The sequence below is a fragment of the Rhizobium sp. CSW-27 genome (genome assembly GCF_018760785.1).
Taxonomy (GTDB): Bacteria; Pseudomonadota; Alphaproteobacteria; order Rhizobiales; family Rhizobiaceae; genus Neorhizobium.
Map to the genome: position 1 here is coordinate 220,898 of NZ_JAHHZO010000004.1, position 24,577 is coordinate 245,474.

Below are 24,577 nucleotides of genomic sequence, written 5' to 3' on the forward strand. Positions count from 1 at the left end.
CAGCAACCGGCGACCTTCGTTCCTTCAGGCGGCCGCATGACGTCCCATCGCAAGAAACCGGCCCGGATCGACCGGGAAGCGCCGATCAAGGCCGAACTGGTGGACCAGCTGTACGCCTCCACCTTCAACGTGGTGTTCATCGGCTTTGCCGCGGCGTTCTTCTGCAGTCTTGTCGCCCGAACGGCCGGGGATGACGTCTTCGCGGCCTTCGCGGTTCTTGCACTGCTGATTGCCGGCCTGCGCTTCGCCATCGACCGCGCCTATCGGCGCTTCCGCGCGCGCCGCAGCGTGCGGTTCTGGGAAAGGGCGCATTTTACCGGCAGCCTGCTGTTCTCCCTGCTGGTTGCCGCAATCGGCGCTTACACCTTTCTTGGCGGCCCGGAGGAAGCGCAGCTGTTTTCCGCCGTGTTCCTGGTCAGCTACTGCACGGGCGTGCTGTCGCGGCTGGCGGTGCGGCCGCGCCTTGCCATTGCCTGCACGCAGCTCGCCGCCCTGCCCTACATCGTCGTGCTGCTGTTTCACCCGGTGCTCTTGCACAAGCTGCTCGGCCTGTTCCTGCTGATGATGTCGCTCGCCAGCATCCAGTTGATCCAGACCACCTATCGCCTCACCTTCGAAGCGCTGATCACCCGTGCCGAGCTTGCTGCACTGGCCGGCAGCGATGCGCTGACAGGGCTTGCCAACCGCTTCACCGTGGATCGCGAACTGCAGCGCCTTTTCATGGCCCAGGAGGTCCGTCCCGGCGCGTCCGTTGCGGTGCATTTCATCGACCTCGACCATTTCAAGGCCGCCAACGACACCTTCGGCCATGCGGCGGGCGATGCCATTCTGGTGGAGGTGGCCCGTCGCCTGAGCGAGCTTCTGCCGCTCGAAGCCGTCGCGGCACGGCGGGGCGGCGACGAATTTCTCGTGGTGCAGCCGCGGCTTTCCTCCCCGCTGGAGGCGGGCCGGCTGGCGCGCCGCATCGTCGCCAGCCTGCAGATGCCCTACAGTGTACAGGGTGAGGATGTCATCATCGGCGCCAGCATCGGCGTGGCCGTGACAGATGATCCGGCCGACACTCCGCAACGGTTGGTCGCCGCCGCCGATCAGGCGCTCTACGAAGCCAAGCGCAAGGGCCGCGGATCGGTGGAATTTTCCGACCTTCACGTCACGCAGGTGGCCTGAACCACCTTGCCGGCCGCGCTTCTGTCAAAGCAGCGCCAAACCGGCAATCAGCAGCGAGATCGACACTACCACGCAGACGATGACCCGCTGGCCGGCCAGCAGGAAGGCGAGGAAGCCGATGCCGAGGGCGCCGAGCCTGAGCCAGAGCGGCGAATCGGCGAGCGTCCCCGTCGGGAAGAAGACCAGCTTGGACGTGACCGCCATCACCAGCGCTGTCGCGACCGCCCTTACCCATTGCAGGGCTTCCGAATCCTCATCGAGCCGATTGCCGACAAGGACGCCCAGCCAGCGCCACATGTCGGTTGCCAGCCAGCCGGCCACGATGATCACGACATAGACCCACCAGCCATTCTCCATCATGGCACATCCTCCGGCGAGGCCGGGCGGGAGAGCGCCCTGCGCCCTACCCGGCGGATGACAAAGCGGTCGAGCAGATAGGCCAGCGTGCCGCCGCCGAGGCCTGCATAGACGATGTCGAATTCCGGATCGACCAGCGCCATGGCTGGCCCCATGACCACGCCGACGACGAAGGCCAGGCGCACGACCGAATGGCGCGCACTCGACCAGATCGAGGCAAAGAAATAGACCGGCGTCATCATGAACAGCGCACCGGACACCAAAGGCGGAAACTGCGCCACGATGCCGTAGCAGACCCCGACGATCACCGCATTGACCAGCGTCAGCGTGATCGCAAAGCCGCCAAAATAGGCCGTGCGCCGCTCGCGCGGGACGTTTTCGAGATGCTGGATCGCAAACACCCAGGAGGTGATGGCGACGAAATGCGAAAGAAACAGCAGAAGCCACGTCGGGCTCCTCTCGCTCTTCATGTCCGGCATGATGGAGGCGACCATCGGCATCATGCGGATCGATGACAGCGTCACGGCGAGGAAGCAGGCCGCCAGCGGTGCGCCACCGGCCATGCTGCCGATCAGGATCATCTTGGCCGGCAGCGCCCAGACAGCCAGCGTCATGAACACCGCCTGATCGCGGGTAATGCCGGATTCGAGCGCAAAGGCGCTGAAGCCGACGAAGGAGGTCATCAGAATCAGGGCCGGCAGCGAGGTAATGCCGCGCATCCCGGTGAGGAACCAGGCAAGATTCGAGCGCGCGTCGAGGGAGGCAGAAGACATCGGTCAGTCCGGGGGAAAGCCGCTCGGAACCGACCGGCACAACGAAAGGTGCCGGGACACAAGCCCCGGCACGTCATCTCGGGCAGAGCGCCCTATTTCTTCTTGGGCACGCGCGGAACCGTCGAGCCCTTGCGCGGCTTCTGCGGCTCTTCGGTCAGGATATCGCTTTCGGCTTCCGCCTTGGCCGGCTTTTCGCGGCTGCCGGCAGACTTGCCGGGCTTGCCCTTTTCCGGCTTCGCCTTGGCCTTGACCTCTTCCTCGACCTCTTCCACCTCGGCCTCCGGCTTCGGCTTCACCGGTGCGGCTTCCGGGATCGATTCGAGAAGCAGGCCATCCTGGCCATCATCCTTCTTGCCGACGGTCACCCGCACGACGCCGCCCTTGCGCAGCGCCCCGAACAGGATCTCGTTGGCGAGCGGCTTCTTGATGTGCTCCTGGATGACGCGCGACAGCGGACGTGCGCCCATCCGCTCGTCATAGCCCTTCTCGGCCAGCCATGCGATGGCATCCTGATGCAGGTCGAAGGTGACATTTCGTTCGGAGAGCTGGGTTTCCAGCTGCATGACGAACTTCTGCACCACCTGATGAATGACCTCGGTCGGCAGCGGCGCGAACGGAATGATCGCGTCGAGGCGGTTGCGGAATTCCGGCGTGAACAGGCGATTGATCGCCTCCTCGTCTTCACCGGTGCGCTTGGACGAGCCGAAGCCGATGGCGGCCTTGGCCATTTCGGCGGCACCCGCATTGGTCGTCATGATCAGGATCACGTTGCGGAAATCGATCTTCTTGCCGTTATGATCCGTCAGCGAGCCATGGTCCATCACCTGCAACAGGATGTTGTAGATGTCCGGATGCGCCTTTTCGATTTCGTCGAGCAGCACGACCGAATGCGGATGCTGGTCCACCTGGTCGGTCAGGAGGCCGCCCTGGTCGAAACCGACATAGCCGGGAGGCGCGCCGAGCAGACGGGAGACCGTATGCCGCTCCATGTATTCCGACATGTCGAAGCGCAAGAGTTCGACGCCGAGTGACGAGGCAAGCTGCTTGGCCACCTCCGTCTTGCCGACACCGGTCGGGCCGGAGAAGACGTAGGAGCCGATCGGCTTGTTCGGTTCGCGAAGGCCGGCCCGCGCCAGCTTGATCGCGGTTGCCAAAGCCTCGATCGCCTTGTCCTGACCGTAGACGACGGAGCGCAGTTCCTTTTCCAGATTGGCGAGAACCATCTCGTCATCCTTGGAAACCGTCTTCGGCGGAATGCGGGCCATGGTGGCGATCGTGACCTCGATCTCCTTCTCGGTGATCAGCTTGCGGCGCTTGGAGGCCGGCAGCAGCATCTGCGCCGCACCGGTCTCGTCGATCACGTCGATCGCCTTGTCCGGCAGCTTGCGGTCGGAAATATAGCGCGCCGAGAGTTCGACGGCCGACTTGATCGCCTCGTTGGTATAGCGAAGCTTGTGATACTCCTCGAAATAGGGCTTCAGGCCCTTCATGATCTCGATGGCATCATCGATGGACGGCTCGTTGACGTCGATCTTCTGGAAGCGACGCACCAGCGCCCGGTCCTTTTCGAAGAACTGGCGGTATTCCTTGTAGGTTGTCGAGCCGATGCAGCGAATCGCTCCGGAGGAGAGCGCCGGCTTCAGCAGATTGGACGCATCCATCGCACCGCCGGAGGTCGCACCGGCGCCGATCACGGTATGGATCTCGTCGATGAACAGCACGGCGCCCGGATACTCCTCGAGCTCCTTGACGACCTGCTTCAGACGCTCCTCGAAATCGCCGCGATAGCGGGTACCCGCAAGCAGCGTGCCCATGTCGAGCGAGAAGATCGTCGCATCCGCCAGCGCTTCCGGCACCTTGCCTTCGACGATGCGCTTGGCAAGCCCTTCGGCGATCGCCGTCTTGCCGACGCCGGGATCGCCCACATAGAGCGGATTGTTCTTGGAACGGCGGCACAGCACCTGGATGGTGCGGTTCACCTCGTCGTGGCGGCCGATCAGCGGATCGATGCGCCCGTCGCGGGCCTTGTCGTTCAGATTGACGCAATAGGCCTTGAGCGCGTCCTGCGGCTTCTTGGCCGAACCGTCTTCCTGCTCCCGCGAGGAGGGCTTGGCATCGGCCTCACCGTCATCGGCGCCGCGCGGCGGGCGCACCTGCGACGAGCCCGGACGTTTGCCGATGCCGTGCGAGATGTAGTTCACCGCGTCGTAACGGGTCATTTCCTGCTCCTGCAGGAAATAGGCCGCATGGCTTTCGCGTTCGGCGAAGATCGCCACCAGAACATTCGCCCCCGTGACTTCCTCACGACCGGAGGACTGCACGTGGATGACGGCGCGCTGGATGACGCGCTGGAAGCCGGAGGTGGGTTTGGAATCCTCGTCGTAACCGGTGACGAGATTGGCAAGCTCATTGTCGACATAATCGGAAACCGTCTTGCGAAGGGCTTCAAGGTCGACATTGCAGGCCCCCATCACGGCGGCCGCATCGGAATCGTCGATCAGCGCCAGAAGCAGGTGCTCCAGCGTCGCATATTCGTGGTGCCGCTCATTGGCGAAGGTCAGTGCCTGATGCAGCGCCTTTTCAAGACTAGGCGAAAATGTTGGCACGTGCGGTCCTCACTTTTTTTCCATGACACATTGCAGCGGGTGCTGGTGCTGGCGGGCAAAATCCATGACCTGGCTCACCTTGGTCTCAGCGACCTCGTACGTAAAGATCCCGCATTCGCCGACCCCGTGATTGTGAACGTGCAGCATGATACGGGTGGCCGCTTCGCGGTCCTTCTGGAAAAAACGCTCCAGAATGTGAATGACGAAGTCCATCGGCGTGTAATCGTCATTCAGCAGAAGGACGCGGTAGAGGTTCGGCTTCTTCGTCTTCGCCTTGGTGCGCGTGATCACCGAGGTGCCGCGATTGCCGCTGTCTCCCAGTCCATCCTTCCCGTCTTGCATATAGATCGGCAACGCGATCATCTTTCTTTCAATCCCCAACTGTCCGAAGCCTCGTCCGAACGATCAGCCGGAGCCGGACATCAGATGCACATATCTAGTTCGCCTGAGGCTGATTTTAAGCCCCTTGCGGCCGCGCGCAATCACTATTCGTTGCGGCGGGGGACTGGACAGGCAAATTCGCGTGCGACGAAAGGCGCATACGAATAAAAAACCGGTCGCGCGGCAGGCGCAACCGGTTCGAGAGGAATACCGGATGTTGGAAACGGCGTTTCCGCTGCGTCAGGCGGCCGCGGAGGTCACCACGGCGGTCGCACGGGCCACCGGCGCTTCGTAGGGCTTGTAGGCCGTCTTGGCGAGATCGGTATACATGTTGCCGAGCTTGGTGGCTTCGGCCACGAAGCTCTCGTAGGAGTTCTTGGCGTATTTGGTCTGGAGCTCGTAAAGTCCTTCGATGCTCTTCACGGTCATCATCTGTTCCATGAAGCCCGTCATCTCCTCGAAGGACTTCTTGGAGTAGTCGCCGGCTTCGGCAGCAATTGCCTGGAACCCCTTGGCCATCTCGGAATAGCTGCGCAGCACGGTGTCGAACGCTTCCTTGTTCTTCCGGCTCATTTCGTCGAAGTTGAACATTGTCCGCCTCCTGAGGGTGAATTCGCAATTGCTGATGGAATATTTTTGCACTGCGAAAGTCAAGGCAAGAAACTGTGACGCACTTGCGAAATGGCATGTTTGGACGCAATGCCGCAGCCGGATGATCAACCTTTGCGGGAAACCCATGAAAAACGGCGGGTCTCCAAGAGCACCCGCCGCAATCAGCAAACTGGAGATGTCCGCAAGGATCAGAGATCCACGTCGAGGATCGCCATCGAGAAGTTGTAGGAACGCTCTTCATCCTCATCATCGACGTAGACAACGCCGAGGAATTCGTCACCCGCATAGACTTCGGCCGAATCGTCCTTGCGGGGGCGAGCCTTGACGCTCATCGAAGGGTTGAAGACCCGTTTGAAATAGGCGTCGAGCTTCTTGATTTCGTCGGCTTTCACTGGTGTCTCTCCGTCAGTGTTCTCGTTGCGGGGGCTTTTGCCACGGGATAACGGCGAAAGTAAAGGACGTCCGGCCGTCATCCCCGCATGGCTGCCCTGCCCGCACCGCGCCAGCAAGGACTCGGCCGAAGGGCGCCGGACCAGGGTCGCCGGACATGGCGTCCCGCGACGCCGATCTCAATCTTCGGAGCGCAGCATCTGGTCCATCAGGCGCGAGGGTTCCGAACACCCGGCCTCTCCCACCACCTTGGCCGGCACGCCGGCAACGGTTGTCTTGGGCGGAACCGGCTTCAGCACCACGGAACCGGCTGCCACGCGCGAGCAGTTGCCGATCTGGATATTGCCGAGAATCTTGGCACCGGCCCCGATCAGCACGCCATTGCCGATCTTCGGATGGCGATCCGCCCCCTCCTTGCCCGTGCCGCCCAGCGTCACCCCGTGCAGGATGGAGACATTGTCGCCGATCACCGCCGTTTCGCCGACCACGAAACCGGTGGCGTGGTCAAGGAAGATGCCCTTGCCGATGCGCGCGGCCGGATTGATGTCCGTCTGGAACACGCTGGAGGCGCGGCTCTGCAGGTACATGGCAAAGTCGCGGCGGCCACGCTGCATCAGCCAGTGCGCCAGGCGGTGCGTCTGGATGGCATGGAAGCCCTTGAAATACAGTACCGGCTCCAGAAAACGCATGCAGGCCGGATCGCGATCGTAATAGGCCTGGATGTCGACCCTGAGGATAGAACCCCATTCCGGCCAGTCGTCGAGCATTTCCTCGAAGGTCTGGCGCAAGAGCACGGCCTGCAGGTCCGGGTGATCCAGCCGCTCGCAGATGCGATGGATCACGCAGTCCTCCAGCGAGCGATGGTTCAGCACCGTCGAATAGAGGAAGGCGGCCAGCAGCGGATCGCGCTCGGCCCCTGCCCGCGCTTCCTGGCGCAGGGTGTCCCAGATCGGATCGACGGAAGCAACCGGCTCCATCGGGCGAATGTCAGTGCGTGCCGCCATGGCAGTTACCCTCGTTTACGGGAGAGACCATATATAGAACAATCTTGCGCAAACACCAATGGCGGTGAAAATCGCGGCCGGCCTCAACCGGCGGCGATCTCGCGGTAGAAGTCCAGCACCGCCGCCTTGAAGACCCGGTCGCCGACTGCCAGCATGTGGTCGCGGTTGGGAATGTCGAGCGCGCGTGCATCGGGCATCAGCGCCGCAAGTTCCTGCGGCGAGCCGGCGATGTCATCCTTGGTGCCGACGCCGATCAGGGTCGGCACGTCGAGCCGGCGCATATCCTCGCGCGCCACCAGATCGCGCGAGCCGCGGATGCAGGCGGCCAGCGCCTCGCGATCGCTCTTCGTCTGGTCGGCAAAGGCACGGAACATGCGGCCGCGTTCATGCGTCACCGCATCGAGCGAGGGAGCGAGCAGCGCATCGGCGATCGGATCCCAGTCACCGACGCCGTCGGTCAGCCCGATGCCGAGCCCGCCGAGCACCAGCGAACGAACCCGGTGCGGATGGGCAAGCGCGGCGAAGGTCGAGATGCGCGCGCCCATCGAATAGCCCATCAGGTGCGCATCCGGCAGGCCCAGATGATCGAGCAGCGCCACCACATCCTCGGCCATCACCGCCGGACGGTAGGCCTCGGCCTCCTTCGGCTTGTCGCTGGCGCCATGGCCGCGATTGTCGAGCGCGATCACCCGGTAGCCGGCCTCCGACAGTGTCTTCAGCCAGCCCGGATAGACCCAGTTCACATTGGCGGTCGAGGCAAAGCCGTGCACGAGAAGCACCGGCGCGCCCGCAGGCTCACCCTCGTCGAAATAGGCGAGCGACAGGCCCTGATGGGAAAAAGTGGAGAAGACGGGCGGGTTCAGGTTCATGGCAGGATGTCCTTGTCGAGGTGGGACCATAAGCGAAGAGAGCGGCCGCATGAACCGCCCTGCGGCGAAAATCCCCATGCGCCGCCCCGTTTACCCCTACACTTTCGCGCGGGCAATCTGTAAGGTTCGCGCCAACGCCCGGGCGACATGCAGGCCCGGCGCCAACGAACAGCATGGAGTGCAAACATGGCCGGTCACCACGGTATTCCCCATTTCCAGAACGACGCCGGACACCGCCTCATCGAGGTAGGCGTCAAGGAGTTCATGTGCACCGGGGCCAACGTGCCGTTCGATCACCCCCATATCTACATCGACATGGGCGACGACAACGAAAAGATCTGCTCCTACTGCTCGACGCTCTATCGCTATAATCCGGCGCTGAAGGCGGGCGAGACCAATCCGCCCGGCTGCACCTTCCACGTCAAGGCCGCCTGATCGGGCGCATTCCCATGTCCATACGCAATGCCGCGATCATTGGCGCCGGTATGGCGGGCCTGACCACCGCCCTGGCGCTGTCGAAGCGTGGCATTCGCTGCCACGTGATCGAACAGGCACCCTATCTGGCCGAGGTCGGCGCCGGACTGCAGATCTCGCCGAATGCCAGCCGGATCCTGGCACGTCTCGGCGTGCTGCCGGCGCTGGAAAGGGAGTGGACCGAACCGGAGCGCATCGCCCTGGTGTCCGGCCGCTCGCTCGGGCGCCTCGCCCATGTGCCGGCCGGGCGCTTTGCCCGCGAACGCTGGCGCGCGCCCTATGGGGTCGCGCACCGCAGCACGCTGCAGCGCGTGCTGCTGGACGCTGTCATGGCCGAGCCCAACTGCGCGCTTCACCTCGGAAAGCGGATCGACCATCACGACCGCGCCGCACTTGCCGCGCTTGCCGGCGAGGAGCCTGACGTCATCGTCGGCGCCGACGGCGTGTGGTCGAGCACCCGCGACGGGATTTCCGCGGCGCCCGAACCGGACTTCTCGCGCAATGTCGCCTGGCGCTTCACCATCGCGATGGCCGATGCCCCCGCCTTTCTGCAGCCCGATGCGGTGACGGCCTATCTGGGCCCCTCCTGCCACCTCGTCTGCTATCCCTTGCGGGAAATCGGCGGCTTCAACATCGTGGCGATTGCCGCTGGCCTCAACCCGGGAGAAATCTGGGAAGCGACGGCCAGCATCGAGCAGAAGCGGTTGCTGCTGCAGCAGTTCCGCGGCTGGAACCCGCAGATCCTCTCGCTGCTGAAGTCAATGGACTCCGGACGGTTCTGGCCACTCTATCAGGTCAGCGACGGCGCATGGCAGAATGGTCGCGATACGGTGCTGGTCGGCGATGCCGCCCATGCGATGATGCCGTTTGCGGCACAGGGCGCGGCCATGGCAATCGAGGATGGGTGGGATCTTGCCACACGGCTTTCCACCGCGGCATCGGTGCCGCAGGCGCTTGCCGATTATGAGAGGGTGCGCAAGGCAAGAGCGGCGCGCGTTCGTTCCCGCGGCACCTTCAACCGCTTCGCCTATCATGTGCGCGGCCCCTTGCGGGTTGGCCGAGACCTGGTGCTGGCCTTTCGTCCGCCGCAGGCGCTTGCGGCGGACCTTGACTGGCTCTACGGCTACGATGCGACCGCCTGATCAGGCGATCGCCGCCGCCGCGGCAAAACCGGCCTCCAGATCCTTGCGGAGATCGGCGACATCCTCCAGGCCGATCTGCAGGCGAATGACCGGGCCTTCGGCCGGCGCCTTGCGGATCCGGCGATCGGACAGGTTGACCTTGACCGCGAGGCTTTCGTAACCGCCCCAGGAATAGCCGAGCCCGAAGAGGGCCAGCGTATCGAGCAGCGCATGCGCCTTCGCGCGGGCATGCTCCGCCCCCTCGGCCTTCAGCACGAAGGAAAACACGCCACTCGCCCCCTTGAAGTCGCGCTTCCAGATCGCGTGGCCCGGAAAGCTCTCGAGCGCCGGATGCAGGACGCGCGCCACGTCATCGCGCCCCTCGAGCCAGCGGGCGATCTCCAGCGCGCTGTTCTGGTGATGCGCCAGCCGCACGCCCATGGTGCGCAGGCCGCGCAGGATCTGGTAGCTGTCGTCCGGGGCACCGCAGGTGCCGAGCGTGATCTGCGCCTCGTGCAGACGCGGCCAGTGTTTCGCATTGGCCGAGACCGAGCCCATGATGATATCCGAATGGCCGGACGGATACTTGGTCGTCGCATGGATCGACACGTCGACTCCGAAATCCAGCGGGCGGAAATAGAGCGGCGTCGCCCAGGTATTGTCCATGGTCACCACGCAGTCATGGCGGTGAGCCGCCTCGGCGATGACCCGGATATCCTGCATTTCGAAGGTGTTGGAGCCGGGTGCCTCGGTATGGACGAGCCTGGTGTTCGGCCGGATCAGCGCCTCGATGCCGGCGCCGATTTCTGGATCGTAATATTCCACCTCGACCCCGAGACGGGTCAGCATGGTGTCGCAGAAATGGCGGCAGGGAGAATAGACCGAATCGACGATGAGCGCATGGTCGCCGGCGGACAGATAGGCGAGGAACGGCACGGTGATCGCCGCCAGACCCGACGGCACGAGAATGGTTCCCGCCGCCCCCTCCAGTTCGTTGAGCGCGTCGCACAGGGCGTCCGTGGTCGGCGTCCCGCGCGTGCCATAGGTGTATTTCTGCCCGCGCCCTTCCATCGTCTTGCAATCGGGAAACAGCACGGTCGAGGCATGCACGACCGGCGGATTGACGAAGCCGTGATAGCTCATCGGGTCGTGGCCGAGATGGGCAAGGCGGGTATTGTCGCCCGCGCCGGCCAGCAGGGAATCTTTGTCTTTCATGGAATGTCAGGCTTTCGTGTTGTGCAAAGCCGGATTTTTGAAGCCAAGCTTCGGGAGGGTCAAGCCCTGGCCGCATGGTTCGATTCCGCAGCCATGCAACAACATCAGATCTGCCTGTCACCACAATAGGCACGAACTGCACAAAATCTCATGGATTGCCTAATATATCACCAACTCACCGCAATTTGTCAGATTTAAGGCGCTAATTTAAAGTGCAAGACTTGACCCCTGCCCACATTTGCGACTGTGATAAGGACAGCTCGTTTGGGAGGCCTTACGCGAGCGGTCTTGCCCCGATGCCCGATCGGCATGGTGGAGCGAGACTTTGGGGCGATAAAGAACAACAGACAAAGGTTGGGAAAATGAAAAAGACGATTCTGTCAGCCGCGATTGGCGCGGCAGTCCTTGGCGCTGCCTCGGCTGCATCCGCTGCCACGCTCGCCGACGTGAAGGCAAAGGGCGTTGTCACCTGCGGCGTCAGCCAGGGTATCCCCGGCTTCTCGAACCCGAACGACAAGGGCGACTGGTCCGGTATCGACGTCGATTACTGCCGCGGCATCGCTGCAGCCGTGTTCGGCGACCCCACCAAGGCGAAGTTCGTTGCACTCTCCTCCAAGGACCGTTTCCCGGCCCTGCAGTCCGGCGAAGTGGACGTTCTGACCCGCAACACCACCTGGACGATCAGCCGCGACACCTCGCTCGGCTTCAACTTCCGCACCGTCAACTATTATGACGGCCAGGGCTTCATGGTGAAGAAGAGCCTGAACGTGAAGTCGGCCCTGGAACTGTCCGGCGCCGCCGTCTGCGTCCAGCAGGGCACCACCACCGAGCTCAACCTCGCCGACTACTTCAAGGCCAACAACCTGCAGTACAACCCGGTTGTGTTCGAAAAGGAAGCCGACGCGACCAGCGCCTATGACGCCGGCCGTTGCGACGTCTACACCACCGACCAGTCCGGCCTCTATGCCATCCGCCTGAAGATGAAGAACCCGGACGAGAACATGGTTCTGCCGGAAGTCATCTCCAAGGAGCCGCTCGGCCCGGCCGTGCGCCAGGGTGACGACCAGTGGTTCGACGTGGTCAGCTGGGTTCACTATGCGATGGTCAACGCCGAAGAACTCGGCATCACCTCCAAGAACGTCGACGAGATGAAGGCCAGCGGCGGCCCGGACATCAAGCGCATGCTGGGTTCCGAAGAAGGCACCAAGATCGGTACTGATCTCGGCCTGACCAACGACTGGGCCTACAACATCATCAAGAACGTGGGCAATTACGGCGAAGTCTTCGCCCGCAACCTCGGTCCGGAAACCCCGATCAAGATCGAGCGCGGCCTGAACGCCCTGTGGAACAAGGGCGGCCTGCAGTACGCCCCGCCGATCCGCTAACCGCCTTTCGAGCCTCGAAACACAGGAAAGGCGGGGGATACTCCGCCTTTCTACGTATAAAAGAACCCGATACGGGCAAAAACGAGCTCTAACGAGCATGAAAAGAGGGAAAGGCGCCGATGGCAGGCTTCGCGCTGAGTTTGGCAAAACCGGAATCTCAACGATCATCAACATCATCGCTCATCTACGACCCCAAGGTTCGTGGCATCTTCTATCAGATCCTGACCGTGGCACTCGTCGCGCTGTTCGTCTGGACCGTGACGCAGAACACCATCCACAACCTTGAAAAGGCAAACATCGCCTCGGGCTTCGGCTTCCTCGAAGGACGTGCCGGCTTTGACATCGCCCAGACGCTGGTGCCCTACAGCAGCGATTCCACCTATGGCCGCGCCCTGCTGGTTGGCCTGCTCAACACGCTGCAGGTGGCGTTTTTCGGCATCATCACGGCCTCCATCATCGGTTTCGTCGTCGGTATCGCCCGCCTGTCGAAGAACTGGCTGATCGCGCGTCTGGCCCAGGTCTATGTCGAGATCTTTCGCAACATCCCGCCCCTGCTGGTCATCCTGTTCTGGTACAAGGGCGTGATTGCCGTCCTGCCGCAGGCCCGCGATTCCATCGCGCTGCCGCTGGCCTCCTATCTGAACAACCGCGGCCTGTTCTTCCCGAAGGCCCTGTGGGGCAATGGTGCGTGGATGGTGGGCGTGGCGCTTGTCGTCGCCATTGTCGCCTCCATCGTGATCTTCCGCTGGGCGCGCGCGCGCCAGGCCCGCACCGGCCAGCAGTTCCGCTCCGGCTGGACCGCCATCGGCCTGATCATCGGCCTGCCTGCCCTCACCTTCCTGGCACTCGGCTCGCCCATCAGCTTCGATTACCCCGTTGCCGGCCGCTTCAACCTCACGGGTGGCAGCACGGTCGGTCCGGAATTCATTTCGCTGTTTCTGGCACTGTCCTTCTACACCGCGTCCTTCATCGCCGAAATCGTGCGCGGCGGCATCATGGCGGTGGCAAAGGGGCAGACGGAAGCGGCAAGCGCGCTTGGCCTGCGGCCTGGCGTCACCACCCGCCTCGTCATCATTCCGCAGGCGATGCGCATCATCATTCCGCCGCTGACCAGCCAGTTCCTCAACCTGACGAAGAACTCCTCGCTCGCCGTTGCGGTCGGCTTTGCCGACGTGGTTGCCGTCGGCGGCACCATGCTGAACCAGACCGGCCAGGCCGTGGAAATCGTCGCGCTGTGGCTCGTCATCTACCTGTCGCTGTCGGTGACCACGGCAATGTTCATGAACTGGTTCAACGCCAAGATGGCACTGGTGGAGAGATAAGATGGCCCTTACCGACTTCTCCTATGTCCGCCAGGAAATGGCGCCGCCCAAGCCCGCCCCGGCGAGCGAAGTGGGCGTCATCCACTGGCTGCGGGCGAACCTTTTCGCCTCCGTCAAGGATACCATCCTGACGCTCGCCGCCATCGCGCTGCTTGCCTATACCCTGCCCGGCATCATCCAGTGGCTGTTCATCGACGCCTCCTGGACCGGCGTGGACCGCAAGGCCTGCGCCACGATCTCGCAGGGCGGCATCCTGCCGGACGGCCAGTCCGGCGCCTGCTGGGCCTTCGTCTCGGCGAAGTTCGAGCAGTTCATCTTCGGGCGCTACCCTTCCGACCTCTACTGGCGCCCGCTGCTGGTCATGGCGATGTTCGTCGTCCTGCTCATTCCGATGCTGATGCCGAAGGCGCCCTACAAGGGCTGGAACGCACTGGCTCTCTTCATCATCCTGCCGTTCGTTTCCTTCTTCCTGCTCGGCGGCGGTCTTGGTCTGGAGCCGGTGGAAACCCAGCTCTGGGGCGGCCTGATGGTGACGCTGATCCTCTCCTTCTTCGGGATCACCGTCTCGCTTCCCTTCGGCATCCTGCTGGCGCTTGGCCGCCGCTCGAACATGCCGGTCATCAAGATGCTGTGCGTTCTCTTCATCGAGATCATCCGCGGCATTCCGCTGATCACCGTCCTGTTCATGGCAAGCGTCATGCTGCCGCTGTTCCTGCCGGATGGCTGGACCTTCGACAAGCTGCTGCGCGCCCTCATCGGCGTGTCGCTGTTCTCGTCCGCCTACATGGCGGAAGTCATCCGCGGCGGTCTGCAGGCCATGCCCAAGGGCCAGTTCGAAGGCGCCGATTCGCTCGGCCTCAGCTACTGGCAGAAGATGCGTCTCGTCATCCTGCCGCAGGCGATCAAGCTCGTCATTCCGGGCATCGTCAACACCTTCATCGGTCTCTTCAAGGACACCTCGCTGGTCTACATCATCGGCATGTTCGACCTGCTCGGCATCGTCACGCTCAACCAGTCGGATGCAAACTGGTCGACGCCTGTCACGCCGATCACCGGTTACGTGTTTGCCGGTTTTGTCTTCTGGATCTTCTGCTTTGCCATGTCGCGCTACTCCCTGTTCATGGAGCGCCATCTCGACACCGGCCACAAGCGATAAAAGGATAAGGATAAACTCATGTCTGCAACGAATACGCAGCCGCAGGCCATGACGGTATCGAGCACCGATGTGGCCATCCAGATTACCGGCATGAACAAGTGGTACGGCGATTTCCACGTGCTCCGCGACGTGAACCTCACCGTCATGCGCGGCGAACGCATCGTCATTGCCGGCCCTTCCGGTTCCGGCAAGTCGACGATGATCCGCTGCATCAACCGCCTGGAAGAGCACCAGTCGGGCAAGATCGTCGTCGATGGGATCGAGCTGACCAACGACCTGAAGAAGATCGACGAAGTGCGCCGCGAGGTCGGCATGGTGTTCCAGCACTTCAACCTCTTCCCGCACCTGACGATCCTGGAAAACTGCACGCTGGCGCCCATCTGGGTTCGCAAGATGCCGAAGAAGGAAGCCGAGGAGATCGCGATGCACTATCTGCAGCGCGTCAAGATCCCCGAACAGGCGCACAAGTATCCGGGCCAGCTCTCCGGCGGCCAGCAGCAGCGCGTGGCGATCGCCCGGTCGCTGTGCATGAAGCCGAAGATCATGCTGTTCGACGAACCGACCTCGGCACTCGACCCGGAAATGGTCAAGGAAGTTCTCGACACCATGGTGAGCCTTGCCGAAGAGGGCATGACCATGCTGTGCGTGACCCACGAGATGGGCTTTGCCCGCCAGGTCGCGAACCGCGTGATCTTCATGGACCAGGGACAGATCGTCGAGCAGAACTCGCCGGCCGAATTCTTCGACAATCCGCAGCACGAGCGTACCAAGCTGTTCCTGAGCCAGATCCTGCACTGAGCCCGGACGAAATCCGTTTGACTCTTTGCGAGGGGCGCCGCTGGCGCCCCTTTGCGCATCCCGGACACCCAGCAGCCGCATCCCTTTCGCGGCGACGCATCCGCCGACGTCGTTTCGGCCTACCAGCGCACCTGGTAGCGCAGGTCGACCCGGCGAACCGTCGTATCGTCGGCGGTGCGGCTCAGTTCCCCGCTCAGCCGCAAGGCCCTGCCGAACTTCTGTTCGAGGCTGAGGCCCGCGCCAAGCCGCCGGAAGCTGTCGACCGCCCTCGTGCGGATCGCGAGCGAGGTTGCCGTCTCGCGCGAGGAGAGCTTGAGCGATTGCTGCACCTCCAGCCCGCTCCATCCATCGCCCGGCACATCATAGCTGAGCGCAAGATGCCGGCTCAGGGACAGGTCCAGATCCTCACTGAGGATCATCTGGCGCCGCTCGCTCAGCTGCGCCGCGGCGCTGCCGGTTTCGGCATTCATCCGCATATCGATGTCGCGACGAAACTGCACGGCCGGCGATTGCAGCGACTGCGCGGTGAGCTTTCCCCACAGATTGATCGGCACCGCAAAGGTTCCGCCAAGGCTGGCGGCATTCACGCCAAGTTCAACGCCCGCCGAGGCAAAGGACCAGCCCGGCACGCGAAAGCCGAACCGCGCGGCATAGGACGTGTCGGAGTTCTTGACGGGGGCCCAGATCAGCAGGCTGTCCGCCGTCTGTGCCCAGGCAACGGAGCCGTGCAAACAGGCTGCCAGCAAGGCAGCAACACAGCGTCTGAACATGATCGCTCCTTCTTCCCCGGCTTCGCCCCCTCCCCGGCCCGCCAGGACGTTTCAATTTGAACCACCTCCAACGCATTTCACTGTCAAAAATGACCCACAACAATCCACTATCGACGCACAGATGTGGAAAGTTTCAAAATGCAACAAATCTTGAGGGATTCTGCCACGCCTTTTATGATAAGAAAACCTTGAAACAGCAATAACTGAACCATATCATCCCTACGTTACCTTGCTGTTGCCGCACCGCAACCCTGAGCAGTGCGGCCGCGACGCAAGTCTCAGACAAGGAACGCGACGGACAGTGAGAATGGCAGGCAGAATGCCTGCCTTTCGGTGCAATGAACGAGATCGAATGACGATGACCTCCTTGCCTTTCGAGCCCGCCAAATCCTCCTCCCGGTCTGACGCAATTCTGCCCGCCCCGACAAGAAGCGGGGTCACGCTGGCACGCCTCGGGCTGCGCATTGCCACGGGCCTGACGTTGACGGCCGCGATGATCTACTGGCGACAGACTGGATTCTGGTAAGCCTGCAGCCGGGTTTGCCCATCATTCTCATTGATCCGCTGACAGCGACTCGAAGCCGCCGCATTCCGTCTGCATCAGGATTTTCCCTGAAATTCAGTGAGTCGTCCGGCCAGCCTCCTGGCGGGAGGGCTTCAGACATGACGCCGAAGGCCGGACATGAACGAGGAAACGCGACGCCGAATCGTGGAACGGGTGATCGAGCGGTCCAACCGGCGCGGAACGCCTCTTGCAGACGATCCGCATTTTCTGACGCTGATCGACGGCTGGGTCAGCGGAACGCTGAGCCTGAGCGATGTCCGCGACGGCTTTCTGGCACAATTGCAGGCCCGGCAGGCCGCCGTTCGCCTGCGCTATCGCGCGCGTCTGACCACTGGTACCGGTGCCCGCGGCAATGCCGAGACATCCAAAGAGAAAGGGCGCTCGACCCTTTCGGGGAGCGCCCTTTCAGACCCGGACAGCTTCGAACGCGCGGCAGGGCCGCAGCAGGAAGCCATCGATACGGGTGATGGGCGGTAGATAATCCCAACTGCCGTGCACTTCAAGAGGAAACCCGGGCATCGCGGCGGAAATTCGCACAAAGCCGGCGGAACGCAGCAGATTCCGCTGTACGACCGGACACTTTTTCGTCACAATCACCCTTAACGCGTATCAAACATGCTTCGATGAATTGTGAGGGTGTGCCATGGCGATGCAGGGAACGGCATTCATTCTCGGGCTGGTGCTTTTCACCATCACACTTCCGGTCGTCGTTCAGTATGCTGAAAATCGCCACGCCCATGCGCCGCTTCAGCTGGAGCGGATCAATCGCTGAGTGCGACTTCAGACACCACCCCGTCCCCAGATTTTTCAAACGCTCGGCGGCAGGCCCACGGCAAGGCGTGTTGTTGACGGCGTAAATGGCCTGGGCACTGTCGCGTCCCTGAATTTGCTCGCCTCTTTGGCCGATTTGCGCTAGATCGCAGACAGAACTGCGGGTCCGACGCGCACCGATTTTCCGGCGCCACGGACTTCGCGCAGATCCGCAGCGCAACATTACATGAAAGCCATCCATGAGCACGTCCTGGAAAAAGCCCGTTACGCTGACGCTCGGCGAACCGCCGGAAACGATCGTGATAGACACCACCCAGGCCGCGGCCTGGGCCATGATCGAGGACTGGCCGCTGGACGAGGGCCCGGCACTCGATCATGCTCTTCTCGTGATCGCCGCCGTCGATGCCGGCCGCCAGACACACGACGCGGCCCGCGAGGCCTTCGTGGCCGCCGCCGAAGAAGCGGGCATCCTTCTTCAGGGATGAATGGCGCCGAATGCCGCCTCCGACAGGTTCATGCGCTGAAACCGCGCCCGTTCAGCTTTGTCGCCATGACAATGAGATTTCCGATCCGCCGGATGCGTTGAGCGAAATCACAATCCCCATTGAGGGCCGTCTGGCGACAGTTGAATATCGATGGGATCTCCGCAAACCGTCACTTTCGGCCCTCCCATCTCGTTCCAGCGGAACAAATTCAAGTGCCAGCCGTCTGGAATCATTCTCGACCTGTCGATGAGACCGTCCGCACCACTTGCCCGCGCTGCATCGGAATTGCGCCAGGAGGCTGGTTCTCGCCCGTTTTCCAACGCCTTCAACCAGGACTTGTTGGAGAGTTCCCGATCAATGCCAAGCCTGAGACAGGTCTCTTCATCACGCTGGTCCACCACCAATGCGTTCTCGACGAACAAGGGGACAACGACGCGCGGTCGATTGTCCTGCCGCATATATCCCGAAACGGCGATGATTGACCACTCTGGCGTTGCACTCGTGTAGAGGATGGCTTGCCCGGGTCGATGGTAGCGGCCTGCGTTCTGATTGACCGGCGGAGAGAGGACCTGATCGACATAATCTGAAAGGACAGAACGAAAGAATTGCCCGGTGATACTGAACAGATCGCCCAGCCTTTCCATCGTCTGGACATGCGGCCAGGGTGCAAACGGCATACGCGTCTCCGTCAAAACCAGGCGGCTGTGGCATTCACAAACCGGTGTCGGAGGATGTTGCCAGTGCCGGACGAGATATCCTGAACGAAACGGTACGGCTGCCCGGCCCGCAAAAAACCTTGGCGACCCCTGCAGAGGTAGGATATTTAAATAAACTCAAAGCATTATTGCATGGTAAGACAGAATGTAGCCCCATTGTTTTTATATGCGAATTCGGAAATCAAAGTCGTACTGCAGGGCGGGGCGAACACGCGCCGAAAGCGCATTTCACACCACGTCTTCACTAACCCGCCCGCACAAAAACCCGGCTTGCCTAGCGGGGTGGCAAGCCGGGTTTCTTTTGAAGACAGAGTGACCTCAATGCGCGAGACGATGTTCGTGGTCAGCGTGAGCAGACTGCTTGGAAAGAACCAATTCCATGGCTCGCTGAACAGATCCGCGCACAATCAAAGATGCCAAAAACGACATGCAGAAAACCAGCATGGAAAGCGGGCTTGCACACACCACGCATGCGGCGAACAGCCTGACGAACGCGTTCATGTCTTTGTTGTACGGCCGAGCCATCGCTTCGCTGCGCCTCGGCTTCCTCAGGGTACGAAGCGAAAACGGAAAAAGCCCGAGCGCAAGCGCCCAACCCACACGGCGGCTGTAAGCGTGGTCAATTGCGAACTCGATAAGAAGCCTATCATGGTCCGTCAGGTCGGCGCGGTGCGACAGCCACTCCGCTCGCCGTAAGAGCTCCATGCGGAATGGCTCCAGAAACTCCACCAGCCGAGCTTTCACATAGAAATAGACGACGATGACAAGCGCCGAAATCAGCATGATCACATATGCCTGATCCATCATTTGCCCCGTTTTTTCCTGGAGGCGACCTTGCGCCGCCTGCCTCCCTTAACGCTTCGTTCTTCTTTTTGTTTCTCGTAACGCGCGCGGCTGTCACGCTTTACCGTGTCATGATGGTACATCATGCCAGCAATCAGCGCCATCATGACGCAAATGAATAAGCCGTGATTTCGCACAATGTAAGACAGGAAGCCAATCATTCGGCCGACGTTGGATCGGGCCTCTTGAAAAGCTTCATCGCCGCCTGCTTCCGGCATGTCCGCGACGAGCCCACCGATAAGGGCAGCCAAACCCAAAAAGCGCGTCAATCCCGTCGTTGCGCACATGACGACACGAAACAGATAATGAAAGTAGCGCAAAGTTCAACCCGAGTCGCCCCATACCTGCATCTACATTTCATCGCCGACGCTATATTGCAACACCAAGCTTAACCGAAGCTTACAGAAAAACTTCGGAATACTTCTCACATTTTATCCATAAAGACGTATTGTGCCTGTCCTGATACATTTGGCCATCCGGAAATTCAGCCCAGGGAGGATATGGATAATGAACAGCGCCGTGCTGATCACCAAACTTCAGGAGGCATTGACCATCGCCAAGAACATGGACAACGCCATGATGATCTACCTGATCACCATGGCGTTGCAAGAAGCGCAGCAGCCCCGCCGCCAGCTGCACTGACGCCAGCTACTCCCCTGCAATCTTCCGTCCGAACCACCGCATGAACAGCACCTCGGTCCCACGCGGGCCGAGATAAGCAAGCGCGGCGATCAGCCCTGTCGATGTCGGCTGCACCAAGTCAAGCCAGGCCGCCACGCCCTCTCCGATCATCGCCATGCCGATGGCGATGGGCAGTTCCCAGAGGATTTCCGGGCCGAAGAAGCGCCTGAGGCCCTTTCGAGCCTGCTGCACATGCCACATTGCCCGCCCCACAATGGAGCCAATCAACGTCAGGCCCGCTCCGCCAAGCCAGGCGTCGATCATTTCGGCAAACGTCTTGTAGTTCTCACTCATCCCCTGCCCTTCGCCGCGTCAGTTGCCGATCGGACGCTTTGCAGACCAGCGGCCGTAGAGCGTGAGAAGGCCGCCCACCAGCGATCCCGCCGCCACAAGAATGGCCGTCAGCTGATCGGCATCGATGACATCGGAGGAGATCCCGAGCGCACCGAGCAGCGGGATCATGATCGAGACAATGGCCCCGATCGTCACGCGGCTCTGATACCACGGCTCGGTATTGGCGGAATGTGCCAGCACGGGCGCAAGGGATTGCGCGACGGCCGCCACGATCGGCTGCACGGCGCCGCTCTCGGCCGGCACGTCGGGCCGCTGCACGGCATCCGCCACACTTTGGACAATCAGACTCTGGACGGTCTTGCTGGTGTCAGTCATGTCATGCTCCTTGTCGCCGGGCCGCTCAGCGCCCGGCCTTGGCTTCCTTGAGGGCGGCAGAGATCGTGGCGTAGGCAGCGGCGGCGCGAACCAGCGCATCGGCCGCTGTCACCTCGGCCGGCGCGGCGCACATGACCTTGACGCCGGCATAGGCCGCATCCACCTTGCGGATTGTCGTTTCCCTGATGTCACCGGACGCTGTTGCGACCGTGAAGGCGGCATAGCCGGTTTCGATCAGCGGACATGTCCGGATGAGGCCGTCACGGATCGTGGCGTCCAGAGATCCAGTCGTGGTGGAACAGGCGGACAGCGCAAGGGCCGCCGCCGCGAGCATCGCGGTGCGTTTCATGTCTTCTTCCTTTTGCGGGTTTTGTGGGTACGCAGTAAAAACAGGGCGCCTAGAGGCGCGCGGCCTGGACGTGCATCCAGTCAAAGTCACGGGCGCGGCCGAGCGAGATCCAGCCCTCGGCTTCCCAGGCTTCCCAGAAGGGCACGGCATCCGGATGCGACAGGCGGGCGGCCGGCGCTTTGACCTGCAGTCCGTTGCGCTCCGGATCGAAGTCGATCGCGATCCCCCAGCTGTGCATGGAATAGGCGGAGCCGCCGCGCATGCGCCGCACGTTGAGCGAGCCGCCGAACACATCGAGGCCGAGATCGGCCCGTTCGCGCTCGGTATAAATCTCGGCAACCTGATGGAGGACGCGCATGGCCGATGCGGCCACCACCTCGTGCAGCGTCATCTTGCGGACGCGGATGGCACGATCCCAGGCGAGAACCATCGAATAGGGCAGATCAATCGTCGTCTGGCGTGAACCGACAGCACCATAGAAGGACATGCAGTCATCCTGCTTTGGCCAGGTGTTGCGCCCGGTCGCGGCGGCGGCCGTCACAGATGTCTGCAGGCGCGATGATGGGCTGGAAGCTGACGAACCGGAGGTCATCCGCAGCCGGTCCACCGTCGCCGTGTCGGCACGGCCGGTTTCCGGCAGGCCGCGGGATTTCTGGAAGGCCTTCAGGGCGGCAATGGTTGCCGACCCGATCACTCCGTCTATGGCGCCGCAGGCAAAGCCATGCGCCGTCAGCCGGCTTTGCAGCCACTGTTCGTAGGTCATTCTGGGAATCCTTTTGGTGAATGGCAAACGTTGCCGCTTTTGGCCGCCCTAGTGCCTTTACTGATCGGTTACTTCACAATTAGAATTACGCATCTGAATTGAGGGGCAGCATGTGAAAGAAAGTAATTATGAGGCAGCTAGGCACGAGTACTCCGTTCTGAAGCTTGCCAGAGTGGAGTTACGCAATGCTGTTTCGGATATTGACGCTTTACGTTCTTGGGAGGATATCCTCACGCGATGCGGCCGCATTTACAATAAGCTTGACGGCGGCGCTTCCGGCAAGTCCCAACAATGGTGGGGCAGGAAACGTACTGAGAGAAAAAAAGATGAACTACTCAGATACGCCCATCATGCCAGGAACGCGGATACGCATGGCATTGCACCCATTGCCGCGCCATCAAAAGCAATAGTCTTGACGGCCAGCGATCAAGGTGGCGGGTGGATCAATTCCTTTTGGGTCGGTCAAAACGGGGAAATTACTCTCGACGTCAAAGATGGAAACGGACGGCCAATTGATCCTCGCGGCTTTGTTGCCATCAACAGGTGGGGCCTGATTGAGGTAACAGACTCCGGCAAAAATTATCCTGCTCCACGTAGCCATCTTGGGCAACCAATTGACCCGAATAATATCATTACGGTGGTAGATCTGCTGCACGCGTACATGGGGAAAATGGTTGAAGAAGCGGAGGCGCTGTTAAAGCGTTGACGCGGACCACCACCCCTCGTTCGCCTCTGCTGCCGGGGCCGTAATGTCAACCATCACCGCGTCCAGAACACGCCGACCATCCTTAAGCACATACTCTGCCATCGGATGGTTTTCCGGATGCGAGACGATCCATCGGCCATCAAGGATCTGGCGTGGCACATCCCAGGTCACGGTCACGCCGGCCGGATCATCGACACCATCACGGCGACCAATGACCGCACCATCCGCCCGGATCGTGTAGCCTGCCTCCTCGTAACAGTCCCGTCCGCGATCATCGATCAGGGCGACCGCTGCGGCCGCCGACGCCAGATCGGGGAAAACCAGATAACGCATTATTGCAGCCTCATGGATTGGGGTGTCCGATAGGGATGATCAGCAGCCAGTTGCGCGGCCATACCCCATTTCAGGTGCAGATAGCCCTCCAGACGCTGGCGGGCGGCGGTGGAGAGAGCACCGGATACCGCCAGAATCTCGCCACAGCGCAGGGCTGCATTCATGGCCCCGTTTGCGCCGTTGCTGAAAAGCCCGAAGTCGTTGCCGGCCGCAACGCCCGTACCTGCCGCACCGCCTGAATAGATGATGCCGGCACGGCCGATGGCGCTGGACGGGCCGTTGTAATAATCCATACGGATGGCGGGACCGGCGGTGTAGGCGTCGGTCGAGTTGAACCCGCCCGAGCCCCCGTAAATCGCCCAGTTCGGTCCGCCGCTCACTCGGTATCCGACCGCACCGCTGCTGACACCCTGCCGATAGATATTGGCATCGCCTCGCCCGCTGATATAGGCGTCGAGCGCAGTCCAGATCGAGCATGGCGTCACAATGGCAGAGGCAAGGTTGCCAACCAGGCAATCGTCCGATCCATCCGGATTTGCGCATGCAAGCCCGCCGAGGCCGCCCGCCAGAAGCGCCGGTTGCCTTGCCCCCACGGTCTGCGCAAAGGACATGCGCCCGCCGACACCGGCTACCGCCGAGATGGCTGAACCGTTGAGGGTTACCAGATCGGATCGGGAAAAATCGACCCACATGGGAATCGTCTGCACGGTATCGGTGGGCACCCACATTTCGATGGGCGCACTCGTTTTGCGCCCCTTGCGGTAGGTGATCGCCTGCCCCTCGTATCGGGACAGCATGGCCCAGGTTTGCCCCGTTGCGCCGGCAATCGCCACGCCGTCCGCATGCCATTGCCCACCGGCCAGGGATGCCGCGTAGACCGAGCCGGCGTATCCGCTGCCGGACTGGACGTTAATGACGGGCGTATAGGCGCTGCCATCCTGATCACCGCCCATGCCCAATGATGAGTCAAGCCTCAGCGATAGTTGCCATGGCTGTGCAAACATCACGCGTCCGTCCAGGCTTTGACCGTCAGACCTGCGGTGTTCCCGCGCATGGTGATCCGCACGAACGGCACTTTGCGAAAGGTCATCAGAGGCGGATGCGTTGCGCGTGTCATGACGCCAATGCGCAGCCATGGTGCGGTGGCGTCGGCCTGCGCCTCGATCTGGACGACAGCTTTCGAGGCGGGATCGAATTGCGCCTGGACCGTAAAATCATCCGCCGGGCTGAAAGAGGTGCCATCGGCGCTTTCGGCGGTGCTGTTGATGCGAAGGGTCATGGGGGCTCCGATATCTG

The 24,577-nt window shown here is 61.8% G+C and carries 32 protein-coding genes; 12 read left to right on the forward strand and 20 right to left on the reverse strand.

The features are described from left to right. Positions 1-36: 36 nt before the first annotated feature. Positions 37-1,167 (forward strand): GGDEF domain-containing protein, encoded by a 1,131-nt coding sequence (locus tag KLP42_RS10020; protein WP_215566307.1) that lies wholly within the window; start codon positions 37-39, stop codon positions 1,165-1,167. Positions 1,168-1,191: 24 nt separating this feature from the next. On the opposite strand, the gene KLP42_RS10025 is transcribed toward KLP42_RS10020, so the two are convergent. From KLP42_RS10025 to KLP42_RS10060, 8 genes are all read right to left on the reverse strand, one after another. Then, positions 1,192-1,527 (reverse strand): AzlD domain-containing protein, encoded by a 336-nt coding sequence (locus KLP42_RS10025; protein WP_215566309.1) that lies wholly within the window; start codon positions 1,525-1,527, stop codon positions 1,192-1,194. Continuing rightward, positions 1,524-2,297: an AzlC family ABC transporter permease gene (locus KLP42_RS10030; RefSeq protein ID WP_215566311.1), complete on the reverse strand. Its 774-nt coding sequence runs from the start codon at positions 2,295-2,297 to the stop codon at positions 1,524-1,526. The genes KLP42_RS10025 and KLP42_RS10030 overlap by 4 nt, the downstream gene beginning before the upstream one ends. A gap of 92 nt (positions 2,298-2,389) precedes the next feature. Further along, positions 2,390-4,903: an ATP-dependent Clp protease ATP-binding subunit ClpA gene (gene clpA / locus KLP42_RS10035; RefSeq protein ID WP_215566313.1), complete on the reverse strand. Its 2,514-nt coding sequence runs from the start codon at positions 4,901-4,903 to the stop codon at positions 2,390-2,392. 9 nt (positions 4,904-4,912) lie between these two features. After that, positions 4,913-5,266: an ATP-dependent Clp protease adapter ClpS gene (gene clpS / locus KLP42_RS10040; protein WP_215566315.1), complete on the reverse strand. Its 354-nt coding sequence runs from the start codon at positions 5,264-5,266 to the stop codon at positions 4,913-4,915. Positions 5,267-5,524: 258 nt separating this feature from the next. Beyond that, positions 5,525-5,875 (reverse strand): phasin family protein, encoded by a 351-nt coding sequence (locus KLP42_RS10045; protein WP_215566317.1) that lies wholly within the window; start codon positions 5,873-5,875, stop codon positions 5,525-5,527. Positions 5,876-6,084: 209 nt separating this feature from the next. Next, positions 6,085-6,288 carry a DUF3126 family protein gene (locus KLP42_RS10050; protein WP_142881027.1) on the reverse strand — a complete coding sequence of 68 codons (204 nt, stop codon included), beginning with the start codon at positions 6,286-6,288 and terminating at the stop codon, positions 6,085-6,087. 177 nt (positions 6,289-6,465) lie between these two features. Beyond that, a complete protein-coding gene (gene cysE / locus KLP42_RS10055; protein WP_215566319.1) occupies positions 6,466-7,290 on the reverse strand; it encodes a serine O-acetyltransferase in 825 nt (274 codons plus the stop codon). Positions 7,291-7,373: 83 nt separating this feature from the next. Continuing rightward, positions 7,374-8,159, reverse strand: coding sequence for an alpha/beta fold hydrolase (locus tag KLP42_RS10060; RefSeq protein WP_215566321.1), 786 nt, complete (start codon positions 8,157-8,159; stop codon positions 7,374-7,376). Positions 8,160-8,345: 186 nt separating this feature from the next. Here KLP42_RS10060 and KLP42_RS10065 point away from each other — a divergent pair, with 186 nt between their 5' ends. Both KLP42_RS10065 and KLP42_RS10070 read left to right on the forward strand, forming a co-directional pair. Beyond that, positions 8,346-8,594, forward strand: a complete 249-nt coding sequence (locus KLP42_RS10065; RefSeq protein WP_215566324.1) for a zinc-finger domain-containing protein — start codon at positions 8,346-8,348, stop codon at positions 8,592-8,594. 14 nt (positions 8,595-8,608) lie between these two features. After that, positions 8,609-9,775 carry an FAD-dependent monooxygenase gene (locus KLP42_RS10070; RefSeq protein WP_215566326.1) on the forward strand — a complete coding sequence of 389 codons (1,167 nt, stop codon included), beginning with the start codon at positions 8,609-8,611 and terminating at the stop codon, positions 9,773-9,775. Here the strand turns inward: KLP42_RS10070 and KLP42_RS10075 are convergent, their stop codons facing one another. Further along, entirely contained in the window at positions 9,776-10,969 is a 1,194-nt protein-coding gene (locus KLP42_RS10075) for a cystathionine beta-lyase (RefSeq protein ID WP_215566328.1), read from the reverse strand. Positions 10,970-11,331: 362 nt separating this feature from the next. Here KLP42_RS10075 and KLP42_RS10080 point away from each other — a divergent pair, with 362 nt between their 5' ends. The 4 genes from KLP42_RS10080 (at position 11,332) to KLP42_RS10095 (ending at position 15,630) form a co-directional block, all read left to right on the forward strand. Continuing rightward, positions 11,332-12,354 (forward strand): amino acid ABC transporter substrate-binding protein, encoded by a 1,023-nt coding sequence (locus KLP42_RS10080; protein WP_215566330.1) that lies wholly within the window; start codon positions 11,332-11,334, stop codon positions 12,352-12,354. Positions 12,355-12,473: 119 nt separating this feature from the next. Next, positions 12,474-13,676 (forward strand): amino acid ABC transporter permease, encoded by a 1,203-nt coding sequence (locus KLP42_RS10085; RefSeq protein ID WP_215566332.1) that lies wholly within the window; start codon positions 12,474-12,476, stop codon positions 13,674-13,676. Between the two features lies 1 nt (position 13,677). Next, entirely contained in the window at positions 13,678-14,832 is a 1,155-nt protein-coding gene (locus KLP42_RS10090) for an amino acid ABC transporter permease (RefSeq protein ID WP_215566334.1), read from the forward strand. An 18-nt stretch (positions 14,833-14,850) separates the two neighbouring features. Beyond that, positions 14,851-15,630: an amino acid ABC transporter ATP-binding protein gene (locus tag KLP42_RS10095; protein ID WP_286675453.1), complete on the forward strand. Its 780-nt coding sequence runs from the start codon at positions 14,851-14,853 to the stop codon at positions 15,628-15,630. 119 nt (positions 15,631-15,749) lie between these two features. Here the strand turns inward: KLP42_RS10095 and KLP42_RS10100 are convergent, their stop codons facing one another. Next, a complete protein-coding gene (locus KLP42_RS10100) occupies positions 15,750-16,400 on the reverse strand; it encodes a hypothetical protein (protein WP_215566335.1) in 651 nt (216 codons plus the stop codon). Between the two features lie 709 nt (positions 16,401-17,109). On the opposite strand from KLP42_RS10100, the gene KLP42_RS10105 reads away from it, so the two are divergent. The 3 genes from KLP42_RS10105 to KLP42_RS10110 all read left to right on the forward strand — a co-directional run bounded on the left by KLP42_RS10105 (position 17,110) and on the right by KLP42_RS10110 (position 18,221). Then, entirely contained in the window at positions 17,110-17,442 is a 333-nt protein-coding gene (locus KLP42_RS10105) for a hypothetical protein (RefSeq protein WP_215566337.1), read from the forward strand. Between the two features lie 166 nt (positions 17,443-17,608). Beyond that, entirely contained in the window at positions 17,609-17,737 is a 129-nt protein-coding gene (locus tag KLP42_RS27125) for a hypothetical protein (protein WP_286675454.1), read from the forward strand. A 238-nt stretch (positions 17,738-17,975) separates the two neighbouring features. Continuing rightward, complete coding sequence (locus KLP42_RS10110; protein WP_215566339.1) at positions 17,976-18,221, forward strand: DUF982 domain-containing protein; 246 nt, start codon at positions 17,976-17,978, stop codon at positions 18,219-18,221. A 107-nt stretch (positions 18,222-18,328) separates the two neighbouring features. Here KLP42_RS10110 and KLP42_RS10115 read toward each other — a convergent pair whose 3' ends face one another. The 3 genes from KLP42_RS10115 to KLP42_RS10125 all read right to left on the reverse strand — a co-directional run bounded on the left by KLP42_RS10115 (position 18,329) and on the right by KLP42_RS10125 (position 20,100). Continuing rightward, positions 18,329-18,898, reverse strand: coding sequence for an RES family NAD+ phosphorylase (locus KLP42_RS10115; protein ID WP_215566341.1), 570 nt, complete (start codon positions 18,896-18,898; stop codon positions 18,329-18,331). 357 nt (positions 18,899-19,255) lie between these two features. Then, a complete protein-coding gene (locus KLP42_RS10120) occupies positions 19,256-19,744 on the reverse strand; it encodes a hypothetical protein (RefSeq protein ID WP_215566343.1) in 489 nt (162 codons plus the stop codon). After that, positions 19,741-20,100: a hypothetical protein gene (locus KLP42_RS10125; RefSeq protein WP_215566345.1), complete on the reverse strand. Its 360-nt coding sequence runs from the start codon at positions 20,098-20,100 to the stop codon at positions 19,741-19,743. Before KLP42_RS10125 ends, KLP42_RS10120 begins: the two co-directional genes overlap by 4 nt. A 187-nt stretch (positions 20,101-20,287) precedes the next feature. Between KLP42_RS10125 and KLP42_RS27130 the strand changes: the two genes are divergently transcribed. Then, positions 20,288-20,422: a hypothetical protein gene (locus KLP42_RS27130; RefSeq protein ID WP_286675455.1), complete on the forward strand. Its 135-nt coding sequence runs from the start codon at positions 20,288-20,290 to the stop codon at positions 20,420-20,422. A 6-nt stretch (positions 20,423-20,428) separates the two neighbouring features. Here the strand turns inward: KLP42_RS27130 and KLP42_RS10130 are convergent, their stop codons facing one another. Genes KLP42_RS10130 through KLP42_RS10145 form a run of 4 tightly spaced genes read right to left on the reverse strand, consistent with a single transcriptional unit; the run spans position 20,429 to position 22,242 of the window. Next, complete coding sequence (locus KLP42_RS10130; RefSeq protein WP_215566346.1) at positions 20,429-20,755, reverse strand: phage holin family protein; 327 nt, start codon at positions 20,753-20,755, stop codon at positions 20,429-20,431. 18 nt (positions 20,756-20,773) lie between these two features. Beyond that, positions 20,774-21,130 (reverse strand): hypothetical protein, encoded by a 357-nt coding sequence (locus KLP42_RS10135; protein ID WP_215566348.1) that lies wholly within the window; start codon positions 21,128-21,130, stop codon positions 20,774-20,776. A 25-nt stretch (positions 21,131-21,155) separates the two neighbouring features. After that, positions 21,156-21,479, reverse strand: coding sequence for a cell wall anchor protein (locus KLP42_RS10140; RefSeq protein ID WP_215566350.1), 324 nt, complete (start codon positions 21,477-21,479; stop codon positions 21,156-21,158). 49 nt (positions 21,480-21,528) lie between these two features. Then, on the reverse strand, positions 21,529-22,242 hold the full coding sequence (locus KLP42_RS10145; RefSeq protein ID WP_215566352.1) for a peptidoglycan-binding protein: 714 nt from the start codon (positions 22,240-22,242) through the stop codon (positions 21,529-21,531). Between the two features lie 112 nt (positions 22,243-22,354). Between KLP42_RS10145 and KLP42_RS10150 the strand changes: the two genes are divergently transcribed. Next, the gene (locus tag KLP42_RS10150; protein ID WP_215566354.1) at positions 22,355-22,948 is read left to right on the forward strand and encodes a hypothetical protein; all 594 of its coding nucleotides are present in this window, start codon (positions 22,355-22,357) and stop codon (positions 22,946-22,948) included. Here the strand turns inward: KLP42_RS10150 and KLP42_RS10155 are convergent. The 3 genes from KLP42_RS10155 to KLP42_RS10165 are packed head-to-tail and all read right to left on the reverse strand — an operon-like array spanning position 22,937 to position 24,560. Next, positions 22,937-23,281, reverse strand: coding sequence for a hypothetical protein (locus KLP42_RS10155; protein WP_215566356.1), 345 nt, complete (start codon positions 23,279-23,281; stop codon positions 22,937-22,939). The two genes, KLP42_RS10150 and KLP42_RS10155, sit on opposite strands and share 12 nt — an antisense overlap. Continuing rightward, on the reverse strand, positions 23,281-24,288 hold the full coding sequence (locus tag KLP42_RS10160; RefSeq protein WP_215566358.1) for a hypothetical protein: 1,008 nt from the start codon (positions 24,286-24,288) through the stop codon (positions 23,281-23,283). The genes KLP42_RS10155 and KLP42_RS10160 overlap by 1 nt, the downstream gene beginning before the upstream one ends. Then, positions 24,285-24,560, reverse strand: coding sequence for a hypothetical protein (locus tag KLP42_RS10165; RefSeq protein WP_215566360.1), 276 nt, complete (start codon positions 24,558-24,560; stop codon positions 24,285-24,287). The genes KLP42_RS10160 and KLP42_RS10165 overlap by 4 nt, the downstream gene beginning before the upstream one ends. Between the last annotated feature and the right edge of the window lie 17 nt (positions 24,561-24,577).